Source organism: Pseudomaricurvus alkylphenolicus (assembly GCF_011683955.1).
GTDB lineage: Bacteria > Pseudomonadota > Gammaproteobacteria > Pseudomonadales > Cellvibrionaceae > Pseudomaricurvus > Pseudomaricurvus alkylphenolicus.
Map to the genome: position 1 here is coordinate 554832 of NZ_JAAQPI010000001.1, position 14316 is coordinate 569147.

General features: G+C 55.4%; 10 protein-coding genes. 2 read left to right on the top strand and 8 right to left on the bottom strand.

All coding sequences use genetic code 11. The features are described from left to right. Positions 1 to 689: 689 nt before the first annotated feature. Together HBA55_RS02220 and HBA55_RS02225 are read right to left on the bottom strand one after the other, a co-directional pair. A complete protein-coding gene (locus HBA55_RS02220; RefSeq protein WP_166986432.1) occupies positions 690 to 2099 on the bottom strand; it encodes an aldehyde dehydrogenase family protein in 1410 nt (469 codons plus the stop codon). Between the two features lie 234 nt (positions 2100 to 2333). Further along, positions 2334 to 4544 (bottom strand): TonB-dependent receptor, encoded by a 2211-nt coding sequence (locus HBA55_RS02225; protein ID WP_166986435.1) that lies wholly within the window; start codon positions 4542 to 4544, stop codon positions 2334 to 2336. A gap of 372 nt (positions 4545 to 4916) precedes the next feature. On the opposite strand from HBA55_RS02225, the gene HBA55_RS02230 reads away from it, so the two are divergent. Both HBA55_RS02230 and HBA55_RS02235 read left to right on the top strand, forming a co-directional pair. Further along, positions 4917 to 6368 carry an amidase gene (locus HBA55_RS02230; protein WP_166986438.1) on the top strand — a complete coding sequence of 484 codons (1452 nt, stop codon included), beginning with the start codon at positions 4917 to 4919 and terminating at the stop codon, positions 6366 to 6368. A gap of 109 nt (positions 6369 to 6477) precedes the next feature. Continuing rightward, entirely contained in the window at positions 6478 to 8112 is a 1635-nt protein-coding gene (locus HBA55_RS02235) for a N,N-dimethylformamidase beta subunit family domain-containing protein (protein ID WP_166986441.1), read from the top strand. Positions 8113 to 8210: 98 nt separating this feature from the next. Here HBA55_RS02235 and HBA55_RS02240 read toward each other — a convergent pair whose 3' ends face one another. From HBA55_RS02240 to HBA55_RS02265, 6 genes are all read right to left on the bottom strand, one after another. Continuing rightward, positions 8211 to 8975 (bottom strand): SDR family NAD(P)-dependent oxidoreductase, encoded by a 765-nt coding sequence (locus HBA55_RS02240; RefSeq protein ID WP_166986444.1) that lies wholly within the window; start codon positions 8973 to 8975, stop codon positions 8211 to 8213. A gap of 78 nt (positions 8976 to 9053) precedes the next feature. After that, on the bottom strand, positions 9054 to 10229 hold the full coding sequence (locus tag HBA55_RS02245) for an MFS transporter (protein ID WP_240945895.1): 1176 nt from the start codon (positions 10227 to 10229) through the stop codon (positions 9054 to 9056). Between the two features lie 76 nt (positions 10230 to 10305). Beyond that, positions 10306 to 11109, bottom strand: coding sequence for an SDR family NAD(P)-dependent oxidoreductase (locus HBA55_RS02250; protein ID WP_166986449.1), 804 nt, complete (start codon positions 11107 to 11109; stop codon positions 10306 to 10308). Between the two features lie 18 nt (positions 11110 to 11127). After that, positions 11128 to 11631 carry a VOC family protein gene (locus HBA55_RS02255; RefSeq protein WP_166986452.1) on the bottom strand — a complete coding sequence of 168 codons (504 nt, stop codon included), beginning with the start codon at positions 11629 to 11631 and terminating at the stop codon, positions 11128 to 11130. A 16-nt stretch (positions 11632 to 11647) separates the two neighbouring features. Beyond that, a complete protein-coding gene (locus HBA55_RS02260) occupies positions 11648 to 13168 on the bottom strand; it encodes an amidase (RefSeq protein WP_166986455.1) in 1521 nt (506 codons plus the stop codon). Between the two features lie 36 nt (positions 13169 to 13204). Then, positions 13205 to 14212 (bottom strand): VOC family protein, encoded by a 1008-nt coding sequence (locus tag HBA55_RS02265; RefSeq protein WP_166986458.1) that lies wholly within the window; start codon positions 14210 to 14212, stop codon positions 13205 to 13207. Positions 14213 to 14316: the final 104 nt, after the last annotated feature.

The following is a 14316-nucleotide window of genomic DNA, read 5'->3' on the forward strand; positions in this document are numbered from 1 at the left end:
GTCAGCAGGGCCAATGCTTTGGCCACCCGGAGCAATTGATAGCGAGCTCATCCATCAAACCTGTCTGTTACACTGTAATTTCTTCAGCCACTCTCGACGGGGCAGAACCGCGTGACAGTAAAGCAGATTGACCTCAGAGGCCGACTGTTATCTCAATGGGCCAAAACACCGTGCCGAACAAGGATGGAAAAATGAAAAAGAAAAATATCAAAGGGTCTTTCGAAAAATTTGTGGGTATAACTATTCCTAAAAGAGCTTTAGCTATTTGAAATTAGTCGCAGTTTTTTTGCCTCTCCGCTCTTTCTGTTTGGATCTGATTTGGTAGCAGGTTTAGGCATCATCTTCTAGGCAGTAGAGTGCCATAACCGGAAGTTCATAATCCTGGTTCAGGGCACCATGGGCCTTCGATGATGTCCGCAACGGCCGCACGGATGTAGGGGATTAGAAGCGCTTTGCGCTTCGTAATCCGACCTACGCGGGAAGAAAATCCTGTCGTTTCGAACGGCAGCTCCTGGCACGAAAAAGACATCACAACCCAAGGTCAAAATCATGATAACCCACAGATTTTCCTGAAGACCCATATAAAATAATGGATAGAAGATACTATGAAAGCAGAACCCAGGCCCGACAGGGTTGGCGCTGATCCCCTTCGGGGCTGGAGTGGTTGTGAATGTTGTCCACAGCCATGCTCACTGCTTGGCGGTATTGATCACCTGTACCCGGGTGAATTCCTCAATCCCTTCGCTGCCCCATTCCACCCCAACACCGGACTGCTTGCAGGTAGGAAAAGGGATATTGGGCGCAAATGCCGCGTGCTGGTTAATCCAGGAAGAACCACATTCCAACCTTGCCGCCACCGCCTGTGCACGTTCGATATTGGACGACCATACCGAGCCGCCCAGCCCAAATTCAGACCCGTTGGCACATTTGATGGCGTCCTCAAGATCGGTATAGCGAATAATGGGCAGAATGGGTCCAAACGGCTCTTCATCCACTACCGCAGTACCATCCTCGATATCGCGCACCACCGTCAATGGTAGGATAAACCCCGGCCCCTCTGGAATAGTACCGCCAGCGATAACGTTGCCGTGAGCTTTAGCGTCGGCAATATAGGCGCAGACCTTTTCATATTGAGCCCGGTTTTGCACCGGTCCGAATTGTGTGCGCGGATCAGACCCATCGCCCACAACCGCAGCTTTGGCCAAACCTGCAATCTCATCACACACTGCGTCGTAGATGCTGTCATGCACATACAGGCGCTTAAGAGCGGCACACACCTGGCCACTGTTCATAAACGCAGTGGCAAAGATGCCCGGCGCCACCTCTTTCGGGTCGGCATCATCAAGAACGATGCCAGCGTCATTGCCGCCCAGCTCCAATGTCAGGCGTTTAAGCGTGTCGGCGCCGGCGGCCATAATCTTGCGTCCGGTGGGCGTGGAGCCAGTGAAAGTGACTTTGGCAATATCGTCATGAGCGCAGAGCACCGGGCCCAGGTCATTGTTGTCCGCCAGCACATTCACCACCCCGGCTGGAAATACCTGATTGGCCAGTTCACCCAGCCTTAGGGTGGTTAACGGAGTCATGGGCGAGGGTTTGATAATAATGGTGTTGCCCGTCAGTACCGCCGGCGCCAGTTTATAGACGGCCTGCACAAAGGGAAAATTCCAGGGTGTGATACCTGCCACCACACCCAGCGGTTTGCGCACCAGCTCCACCTTTTGCACTTCATCATCGATCAATACCTTATGCGCCACTCCCTGTTCGGAAAAATAGCCGGTAAAGACCTCGGCAAAAGTCATTTCCATATTGGCACCATCCAGGGGCTTGCCCTGTTCTTTGACCAGCAGTTCTGCCAGATCATCGGCGTTGTCCTTAAGCAGTGTCACCAGTCGACGCAGACAATTCTGTCTTTCAGCAATGGGCGTCTGACTCCAGCTGGAAAAAGCGAGTTTGGCGCCATTTATCGCTGACGCCAGTTGCTCCGGTGAGGCGGTGGCAACCGTTGCCACCAGCGACTCATCGGCCGGGTTAATCACTTCGAGGATGGAGCCCTTCCCCTCAACCAATTGTCCATCGATCAATAATTTATATTCACTCATGACTTACCCACCTATTCTGTAATATGTTTGTCGCAGACCGTGGAATATTGAGCACGACCAGCCACAAGACTGTCCATCTACCGTTTTAACAGCTTGCGCAGGGAAAAACCTGTGTAAATGATTAGTGATAGCGGCCACTTTTAGACCACAGGGGCCATCTTGCTGAGAGAACAAAAAAGGCAAGGGTTCCACCCTTGCCTTTTCGATCTCCTAAGACCTGGAGCCCTATCTGAATCAAAGATCCATGGAGAACTCCAACCGATAGGTACTGCGCAGGGAAGGTACAGACACCAGCCCCAGCACTTCCACAATATGATTGCTGTATTCCTCGTCACCGATATTGTCGCCCACCAGCGCCAGTCCCCAACTATCATCGGCGGAACGGTAACCGATACGGGCGCCAATCACCTCGTAGCTGCCCTGACTGAACCGGTTATTGGCGTCGAAGTACTGCTTACCGGTATAACTGTAACTTCCACGCAGTTCCACTTCTCCCAGATCACCCAATGGCAGACTGTAGTTGGCAATCAGGGTGCCGCTGTTCTTTGGCGCCCGTCCGAGAGTGTTGCCCTTGACCGAAAGACCTGCCGCCATTCCCTGTTCAAACTCCGCATCCATATAGGTGTAGTTGCCCTGCAGACTGAAATTCTCTGTCAGTAAAATCTCACCGTCCAATTCCACACCCTGCGAAGTGGCGTCTGCGGCGTTTTCAATTACAAAAACCAGGTTCTGGGTGTTTTCAATTTGCAGGTCGGTATAGTCGTACTTGAACACGGAGGCATTCAGACGAGCGCGGCCGTCCAACAGGGTGGACTTGATACCCAGCTCCAGCGCTTTGTTCTCCTCCTCATCAAAGCCGGCGATCTGTTGAGTGCCCGTGCCAATTGGCGTGTTCGGAGCCTGGTTGAAGCCACCGGACTTGTAACCGGTAGAGAAACTGGCGTAGACAAGAATATCCCCACTCAACTGGTAATCCAGCGCCACGCGCGGATCAAAGGAAGACCACTCGTCTTTGGCGTTGAGCAGCCCATCGGTCGCCCCCTTGAAAATATTGTCGCCTGCCAGCGTTGACACCGCATCGGGTGAAAGCAGGGAGATATAGTCGAATTCCTTTTCGTCCTTCGAGTAACGACCACCCAGGGTAAGCTTGAGGTTCTCAGTAATGTTCCAGGCCAGATCACCGTAGACCGCAACACTGGTATTGAGGGTATTGGCCTTGGTCGCGTTCTGCGCCGCACCGCTACAGGTCAGCAAGGTACAGAAATCGAAACCCAGTGCAAACAGGTCTATGGCGCCCAGGGTATTTTCGTCATAGGTATAGGTGGTGGCGGCGTCCATATTTTCGCGGAAGTAGCTCGCGCCAACAAACCAGTCGAAATCACCACTGGCACCATTCAGGCGAAACTCCTGGCTGAACTGATCCATATGCTGGGGCTCTTCAAGATTCAGCAGAGGAATCGCCGCCAGATCCGCGTCCACACCTAAGCTATAGTCGTTGGTGTAAAAGCCGGTGTTGGACACCAGGGTCAGTTGCTCGCTGATATCCCAGGTAGTGCGACTGCTGGCACGCACATAGTCATAGCCATTATTGCCGTCATACTCTGAAGCGCTGCGTTCAGAAAAGGCCAGCGGTGCACCAAAGGCATCGGCGTCGGCCTGATTCAGATAGCCGACCCCATAGTTACCGCGGGACAGACCACGCTCTACGGCCAGGGTGGATTCCACCGTATCACTCCAGGCGTAGAGTGCACTGAGCCGAACATTGGTATCGTCGACATTATTGAGTTCATTGCCTGTGACATCACTTTTCAGGGAGCCGTCCTTCTCTTCGTCCCGAACTGCCAGGCGCAAGGCCAGTTTGTCGCTCACTGCCCAGTTCACAAAGCCTTCGACTTTTTTCTGCCCCCAGGTTCCCGCCCCCAGCAATACGGAAGCACTGTTTTCAGCCAGGTCGGGCTTATTGGTGACCACACTGATGGCACCGGCGGAGGTATTGCGGCCGAACAGAGTTCCCTGGGGTCCCTTTACCACTTCAACCCGCTCAACATCGAAAAAGGAACTGGCGGCAATGGCCGGGCGTCCCAGGGCGATGTCATCGATAAATACACCCACACTGCTGTCCACACCGATGCCGAAGGCAGCGGTACCCACGCCGCGAACAGTAAACACACTTTCCGTGTTGGAATAGGCGTTGCCGTTTAAACCGGGCGCGTGCGCGGTTAAGTCACCGACATTGGTGATGCCGGACTCCTGCACGAAATCACCGCCGAAAGCGCTAACCGCAATGGGGATATCCTGTACGCTTTCCGCGCGCTTCTGCGCGGTGACCACGATTTCTTCCAGCATAAAGCTATCAGCACTGTCGGCAACAGCACTTTGCCCCATCACAATGCCCATTGAAGCAAACGCCACCGCTATCGCCAGCTTATTGTTGTCGTGTTTCATGAACTCTCTCCGCTTGTTTGTCGTTGTCATTCGAAATGATCACAAAAATCATATCTACCCTGAGGTCGATAGATTCAACATAGCACTAGCGCGGACTTGAGGAACCCACTTCAGATTGACGGTAATGGCCAACCCATTCACACCATTGGCCACCTTCAGCAGTTGCAGTATCTTTAACACTAGCACCATAACAACCACTCGCCAGCGGTCGGACAAACCGCCCAAAATTCAGTCACTTAGAATAAGGTAAACGGCAAGATTAGCTTCAGCGGTCAACCCTTACCCTGACAGGCCAAAGGACTGATCTCCTCTATCAAGGACCAAAGTCGGCAATCATAATGAAGATCTTCAGCGGTCTTAGAGGAAAGCCTTATGCGACTGAATGAATACGCCGGTTACGATGCCATGGGGCTGGCGGAGCTGGTTAGAGGTCGGGACATTGATGCCGCGGAACTCGCTCGTCTGGCTCTGGCGGCCATGGAAAAACTCAACCCGTCACTCAACGCGGTAATTGAGACCTACCCGGAACGTGGAACATCCTCTCTGGCCACCCCAGTCGCAAACGTTCCTTTTGCCGGTGTTCCCTTTCTGTTAAAGGACACTGGCGCAACCGAAGCAGGAAAGGCGCAGAGTTGTGGTTCGCGCATCGGCAACGGCTATATAGCCGATACCGATGCGTATTTAACCGAACGCTATAAGGGAGCCGGTTTAAATATCCTTGGCCGCTCAACCCTGCCGGAATTCGCTCAGGCGGCCACCACCGAATCGATTTACTCCGGCGCCACCCGCAACCCCTGGAATGCCGATCGCTCTACAGGCGGTTCCAGCGGAGGTGCTGCCGCTGCCGTGGCCTCGGGCATGGTGCCCATGGCTCACGGTACTGACACCGGAGGATCCATTCGCATACCGGCGGCCTGCTGTGGTTTGGTGGGTTTAAAGCCCAGTCGCGGGCGCATCAGCAAGGGGCCATTGCTGGACGAAACCCTGTACGGGGGCCTCAATACCGAACACGTACTGACTCGCAGCGTGCGCGACACCGCCCTGGCGCTGGACATCAGCTGCCAGCCGGCACCCGGCGATCCTTTTATCATCCCCTCCCCCGCTCGCGCTTATGTTCAGGAGCTACAACGAGATTGGGAACCCATGCGCATTGCCGTCACCTGGCAAACCCATACCGGAAAACCCGTATCGTCGGAAATGGCTGAGGCCACCCGCAAAATTGCCAACCTTTGCAGCGACCTGGGCCATCGAGTGGTGGAAGCCGCCCCCGCGTTTGACGCTGAGGCCTACGCCAAAGCCGATACCGTGGTCTGGGCCTACAGCACCGCCCACGAGGTCAAACGCCTGGCCGCGGCGACGGGCAAGCCCATCGATGCTCGTTATCTCGAACGCCCCACCCTTGAGGCCATGGGTATTGCCGAGCAGCTAACCCTGGACGACTGGTTTGCCGCCATGGCCACTTACAACCGTATGAATCGAGATATCGCCGGTTTCTTTGGTGACTACGATGTGTTGATCACCCCCACGGTCGCCAGCACGGCACCGCCACTGGGTACCCTCAATTCCAATCGCGATATTTCCTTTCACGACTTTATGGAAATAACCGGTAATTTCTGCCCCCATACGTCGATCTTTAATGTCAGCGGCCAACCGGCCATCTCCCTACCATTGGCGCTGAGTGACGACGGCTTGCCCATTGGCATTCAGTTTGTGGCCCGCTACGGCGACGAAGCCTGCCTGTTGCGTTTGGCGGCCTTCTTTGAACAGGCCCTGCCCTGGCGGGACCGGGTGCCCCCGATTTGTGCCAGTCGCTTAAAGGAGTAACCGCTTGCCTCCAGAACCCATCGCCCAATTCGGTGACACCTCTCACTAAAAAGGCAAAATTGCCCACCATCCACTTTTTTGCTCTACCGTTGTGTTAAGGAGAAGAGATATGAGTAACCCACGTGTTCCCCGGGGTCAATGGCCCAGCTGGACTCTCGAAGATAAATCCGAATACCCCTCAGATGATCCCACTGTCGCCGAAGTGTGGGGCTACACCGGCAAGTTTTCCTACGCACCTGGAGAGGCGCTGGATCTGCACGTCAACTGCAGTGGCAGAAGCTATTCCATAGAAATTTTTCGCGACGGCGCCACCTGGGAAAGCGTGTACCGCAAAGAAAATATTCCCGCTGAAAAATTCGACACACCGCAAAACTCCTATGAGGTCGGCTGTGGCTGGCCGACTACTCACAGCTTTATAATACCCTCCGACTGGAAATCCGGTGGTTATGTGGTGGTGCTCAGCACCGGTGATGGCGTCGAACAGGAAGCCTTTTTCGTCTTGCGCGCCGCCAAGCCGGCTGAAAAAGCCAAAATTGCACTGGTGGTCGCTACCTCTACCTGGGTCGCCTATAACACCTGGGGGGGCGCCAGCTCCTACACCAATGCCGATGCCAATATCGATTTTTCCGACCTTGAAGGGGCCCGCACTGAAGGCTTTAAGCCGGTGCTCAGTACCCAGCGACCATGGGCTCGCGGCCTGATTCGGCTGCCTCAAAATTTCCCGCGCACTCCTTTGAAAACACCGCCACCTCCCGGATGGGCCATTAACTATCAAAGCCTGGAGTGGACCTGTACTAACGGCTACTCCCTGACGGCCACCTCAGCCGGTTGGGCCGCAATGGATTCGCCAACGGTACGCTGGCTGGAGCGCAATGGTTATGAGGTCGAGTATTTTAGTCAACACGATCTGGAGCAGATTCCCGGTGTGCTGGACGGCTACGACTGCGTGATCACCACCGGACATGACGAGTACTGGTCGGGTCCCATGCGCCAGGCGCTGGATGACTATATCGAAGCGGGTGGCAACTACCTGCGACTGGGGGGTAATATTTTCTGGCAGATTCGTCTGGAGAACGACGGCAAAACCCAGGTTTGCTACAAATATATCGCCGACGACGCAGACCCGGTGCGCAATGACCCAGAGCTAAAACACACCATTTCCGCCTGCTGGGAAGCGAAGTCCCTGCAGCAACCGGCGGTGACCACCTTCGGCGCCAACGGCACCCGTGGTGTCTACTCACGCTTTGGCGGTACCATGCCGCGCAGCTGCGGCGGTTTTACTGTCTACCGCCCCAACCACTGGTCCATGGAGGGCACCGATCTCTACTACGGCGACGTGTTTGGCAGGGAGGTGCCGGTGGTCGGCTATGAGGGCGATGGCATTGCCTACACCTTCCACCGGGGTCTGCCCTACCCCACCGGTGAGGACGGTACGCCGGATCATCTGGAAATCGTTGCTATGGCCCTGGCCACCTTCGAGGAGGAGGACCATGGCCACCACGGTCAAACACTCCAGCACGGCGATGGTGATCTTTCCATTATCGCAACGGCCATGTTCGGCGATGACAGCGAGGAAAGCCGCGCTCAAATCCGCCACGGCAATGTGGTGGTCACCAGCATGACCAAGGGCAAGGGCGAGGTATTCTGCGCCGGTACCACCGAGTGGGGCTACGCGCTGAGCCAGCGGGATTTCTTCTGCGAAAGAATCACCCATAACGCCTTAAAGCGTTTTACCAAACAGTGAACGTCATAAAAAAGGCCGCTTTAACACGCGGCCTTTTTTATTATTGTAGTAGTACTCAGGGTTCTAAACAGGCTGTACCACCAGGATCATGGAACGACTTAGCCGGTATGGGTCTTGCCGATAATACTCTCCATCAAGCGGGGCGTAGGCCCGGTAGTCCATCCACCATCAATCTGCATTATTTGGCCGGTATAGTAGCTGCTCTCATCGGCGGCCAAATAATGAAAGGCACCGACCAGGTCTTCCACCTGCCCCATGCGCCCCAGTGGCGTCATCGCCTCGGCGAGCGCATAACTCTCGGCATCACCACTCATGGGCGTATCGATATAGCCGGGACACACGGCATTAACGCGGATATTGCGTGCCGCCAGTTCCAGTGCCGACTGGCGAGTGAGATTTAACACTGCCCCTTTGGTGGCCGTATAAGCACCGGTGCCCGGAATGCAAATGTAGGCTGCCATGGACGAGGTGTTAATAATCGAGCCACCGTCATTCATGTGTTTGGGCGCATGCTTGAGCCCATAGAACACACCCCACTGGTTGATGCGGGTAATGTGCTCCAGCATCTGCTGCTCGGTCCCTTCGATCATCGAACCAATATCGCCCACACCGGCGTTATTGACCACAATATCCAGCTTGCCCAAAAGGCTCTCGGCCTGCGCCAGGGCTTCGCTCAGATTCTGTTCATCCCCCACATCGGCACGGATAAAAGCGGCGCCAATGCTGGCGGCGATCTCGCTGCCATCGCTGATATCGGAAATCACCACCTCGGCGCCGGCCTTAAGGTAGCGTTTGGCCACCGCCAGACCGATACCGGAGCTGCCACCGGTAATAAATGCCTTTTTTTCCTGTAGGTCAAACATAAAACTTCTCTCTGTGTCAGCCAAATTTCCAGGGGTCACGATGCAGGGCCTGACCGGCTTCCCCGGGGTAAAACTCAATCAGTTCATAACCTGTAAACGGCGACGTGGTGGCGTTTTTGCCCAAAATCCTATCAACCAGTAAGTGACCATCGCTGCAGCGCAGCAGCCCATGGCAAAAAAACAAGCCGGCGCCGTCGTCCCGTCGCCCACCAGTTTGCCACCCAGCAGGGACCCTGCAACCTGCCCGGCGGTGATAAAGGTTATCAACCAGGCGGTAAACCGGCCGCTGACATCGGCCCTTGCGATCAACCCCATCATATAGGGCAAGCCAATATTCCAGATAAAACTGAAGAGCAGTGCCGCGCCGATATAGACGACAGCATAGGTGTGCTGTAAAAACAGTGCCGCAATCAGGGCATGGCAAACAAAGCTGACAGGCGCTTGCCAGAGTCTGCCAAAGCGATCTCCCATCCAGGACGAAACCAGCGCTCCCAGAAACCCCATGCCCATGCCCAGCGAGAGCACCAAACCAATTTTCGTCTGCGCCAGACCGGTTTCGGCGCCGATACGTTCAGCAAAGGTCCATAAGGCATTAAGGCCCATAAACCACAGAAACAGAGTGACCAGTCCCAGCGCTACCGGCCAGGTGGATACCCTGCCGGAAGAATTCCTTGCCGTGACCGTCTCCCGATTACGACCGCGCTCCGGCATCCATAGGCAAATGGGTAACAGCAGCAGGGGCACACTGGCTATAGCCATCAAGACGGCATTAAGCCCACCCCACTCGGCAATATGAGGCATCAACATTAACCCCAGCATGCCCAACCCGGTTTGACCGGCGATGGAAAAGGCAAAGGCACGATCCGTATCGCGCACATCGCCAAACAGGGTGTAGGTTACCGTCAACATCACGCCATCGCCCAGCAGGCCAATCAGAAATCGCAATGCAACCAGCTGGGAAAAGTTGTCCGCTCCCATGCACAGCAGGTTACCCGCAGCCATCACCAGCAAGCCAGCTATGGATATCCATCGCCAGTTGACACGCCGAATCCACAGCACCGCTGAGGTACTCGTCAGGCAGATACCGCCTATTTCCGCCGCGGCCAACTGCCCCAGCTGCTCACCATTCAACTGCAGGGTCTCTGCGGCCACACCGAGGAAAACCGGCAGGGTGTTAAAAAACAGGGTTGCGGCAGCCGAGGCCATCACCGCCCAAAAGATCGCGCGTTTACTTTCGATATCTACCGGCATCATAGTGGACAAAACTGCAGCCTCTTGGCAAATTGAGCGCCCCCTGCCGTTGCAAGAGGCAAGTTACAAGTGGCAGGTTTTATAAGCCGGGGTTGGCTCCGCCACATACCAGCAACGCCTGACCGGAAACATAGCTGGACATATCGCTGGCAAAGTACACCATGGCGTCGGCGACTTCCCCAGGTTGTGCGCTGCGCCCCAAGGCGCAGCGTTCGGCGTCTTTCCAGGCTTCTTCGAGAGTAATGTCAAACCACTCGGCAAACTGCTTCAGCCCTTCTTCCTGCATCTGCGTGGCAACCGAACCGGGACACACCGCATTGCAGCGAATATTATCCTTGCCAAATTCCGCAGCAATGGTTTTGGTCAGCCCCACCACGCCAAACTTGGTGGCGGTGTAGGCAGCGGTGTGAGATTCCGCCGCGACCCCAAGCATGGAGGCGTTATTGACGATGGCGCCGCCGCCCTGAGCCTGCATAAATGGAATCACCGCCTGGCAGAAATACAACGTACCTTTCAGGTGCACGTTGTAACTGATGTCCCACTGGGCATCGGTCTGCTCCAAAAAAGGGCCGGCACCAATAGCGGTGCCGGCGTTATTGACCATCACATCAACGCGGCCAAACGTTTCGATGACCTGCTCAACGCAGCTGGCGACCTGCTCGCGGTTTGACACATCAACGCCAATGGCCAGGGCTTCGGCACCGAGATCTCGCGCTTGCTGTGCCACACGCTCAATATTGGCCTGCTCCTGCTCATTGCGGACCAGGTCGGTCACCACCACCCTGGCGCCGTGCTCGGCAAATTTGTGCACCGCCGCCTGGCCCATACCTTGTTCACGCCCTGCTCCGGTAATAATCACCACCTTATCCTGCATTAATTGCATGGCTCTATCTCCCAGATATTATTGGATTTTCTGTCTGATCTTCACCGGCAGCATATCGGCTTCGATCAAATCAAAATCCGGCTCGTCACTGCCTAGCTGCATCAGTTCGATGATATTGCCGAAGGGATCACGGGCATAGGTCGAGCACGCCTCCCCCACCTGCACAGGCTCGTTGTGCACCACGCCGCCGGCGGCGACAAATTTCTCATATGCTTCGCGAATATCCAGCACCTGAAACGCCAAGTGGGCAATGCCGTAGTCACAGGCGCGGCGCTGGTGCGGATCGCCCTCAGGCTGCGGGGTCAAATACTGGAACAGTTCAAGAAAACAGTTGCCGCATTTCATCAGCACACAGCGGGTGGTGGTGCCCGCCACACCGATCGCCTGTTCGGCCAGCTCACTGGCCGACGCATCCCAACCGTATTCGCGGATATATTCAAAACCCAACGCCTCGGCGTAAAATTTTTTGGCCGCCTCCAGGTCTGGAACCACCAGGCCCGGATGATGAAATCCTACAATCACCTATCGACTTCTCCTATCAGTTGGTTACGTGTACCGCGGGACGGTGTTTGAACGGATAAGCCTCTTCCACCTGTCGCATCAAGTTAAACAGTGTGGCGTCGTCACCGATTTTGGCATAAGCCTGCACCGCTACCGGCAAACCATCTTTCATAAACAGCGGAATAATACAGGCCGGCTGACCCGTGGCGTTGGCCACCGGGCTATAGGGAATCGCACCCCACACCAGATCCATATACTCGTAGACGCCGAGGTCCTTGCGCCCCAGATCATAGATGCCCAACTCAGGCGTGAAATGACTGAAAAAAGGTGTCAGTAATACATCGTATTGTTCGTGCAGCCGCCCCATAGCGCGGGCAGTTTGATTAAAAGTGGCGTAGTAACCCAAGGCATCGTCAGCCGTCTTGCGCAAAGATTCCTCCACCATTTTCACATGGACAGGCTCTATCCAGTCATCGGTCATGGGTCGACCGGAGCGCGCCGACATTCCCTTGGGATGCGTGGAGGTGCCGATAATAAAACAATCGGTCATGGCCTTGTAATAGGCCTCCTCGTCATAGGGCATGGAACCGATCTCTTCCACATCATGCCCCAACTCCACCAACATCTCGGCGGCGCGCAGTACATAGTTTTGCATCTCGGGATCAATCGGGAATTGGCCATTGCGAGCATCACCAACCCGCACGGCAATTCTAAATTTACGTGGTGAAAATCCTTCGGTCACGGTGTGCAATAAGCTCGGATAATCCTTGCTGGGCACAAACTCACCGGGCAATTGACCCTTAGTGCCATCGAGCCCCGCCGCCAGGTCGCGCACGCTGTGACCGTTAAACATGGCCTCGGAGATTACCAGGGCCAGCCCATCGTTCATCTCTGGCCCGAGAGATTGAAATCCGCGGGAGGTTTTAAAACCGTAGAGTCCGCAGGCCGCCGCCGGCACCCGCGCCGAGCCCCCGCCATCGCCGGCCTGTGCCACAGGCACAATGCCCGCGGCTACAGCAGCACCGGTACCTCCGGAGGAACCACCGGAGCTGTAGCCGAGTTTATAGGGATTGTGGGTTTTACCATGGAGCGTAGATTCAGTGGACAGCGAAGTGCCAAACTCCGGTGCGGTGGTAGTGGCAATAATATTAAAGCCACACTGCTGCTTCATCATTTTCACCAGATGGCCGCTCTCTTCGGGCACATAATCCTGTGCCATACGCGAGCCGTCGGTCAGCAGTTTGTCCTTATCCGGCATGGCCATATCTTTCAACAGGGTCGGCACACCGGCAAAGGGGCCGTTGAGATCTGTTTCCGCATCCACTTCGGCCACGCGATCGGGGTGGTAGGCCACTATGGCGTTTAGCTGCGGGTTGACCTTGCCGATACCGGCCGCAGCAATTTCCGCCAACTCGGTAGGCGTCACCTCCCCCTTGCGCACCAGCTCCGCCAAGCCCAGGCCGTCATGACGAGTGTATTCCTCGAAAGACATGGCCAGCTTGTCGGCCGATGGCAAGTCTTCGAATATCTTGCCGGGAAGCATTTCGTTTTCGCTCATGAATTGTTCCTACATAATTTTGTACGCTAACCCACCCTACTTACCATAAGGATAGACGGCTGGCTCGAACGGCTGCGGATCGCTTTCCCCCAGTTGCCATATTTCGAGCAGGTTGCCGTAAAGGTCGCGACCTATGGCCACCCAGCCATCGCCCAGGCGTACTGGTGCGGTGTTGAATTTCACCTTGTCTCTTAAGCGCTCGTACTCTGCCTGGCAGTCGTCCACCATGAAAGTGGTACTGACCATGCCCAGCTTGTTGTAGGGACGAATGGGGTCCTGAGGTTCCGGATGCACCGGATTTTTGAACTCCCAGACTTCCAGGTAGGACCAGCCACTGCGCAGCTCCCAGCCAATGGCTTCCACTTTCGGCAGCTGGCACAAGCGCTCGGCATACTCAGAGGGTTCAATAGGGCCGTACTGTGCCTTCTCCAGACCAAATAGCTCGCAATAGAACTTAGTGCCCTCTTCCAGATCGGGGAATACCAGGGCCCCGTGATGCAAGCCGTAGACTTCATTTTCAACATCGGCCTGCAGCTCGGCTCCAGCGCCGGCAACGCCCGGGTGTGGATAGACATCCGGTGCGTGCGGCTGGGGATCTTTGGGGCCCTGGCTCCAGAGTTCAATGATATTACCGAAGGGGTCACGGCCGTAGTCTGCCCAGGCTTCGTTACCCTCTTCTACGGTATGGCCCACAGGCTCACCGTGCCAGAGGATATCGTTCTTGGTACGCTCATAGAAACGCTGTGCATCACCGGTATACAAACTAATGTGACGCCATCCCAGCTTGTTGGGTGTCGTCCAGAAATACTGATGTTCGGGGTGTGGCGTGGTGAACTGAAGCAGCTTGAGGTAACCCCAACCCGCCTTGAGGAAGACGCCTTTTGCTTCCGGTTTTACCAACCCGGTCAGCTCGGCCATCTCGGCAGTGTTCTCTAAAACCACTTCCTGAGCAACCACAAATCCCAGCACCCGGGTATAGAAATCAATGGCCTTTTCCAGATCCGGCACGGCGATGGTGGTGTGGTGAATTCCTAGAACAGCCATAGTTTAATCTCCAACAGTAATCAGCGTTTCAATGTCTGAATTTGATTATAGGGAGATCGACTCCACAAGCGGACCCTTGCAGCTCCTCAATAGGGGCCATTAAG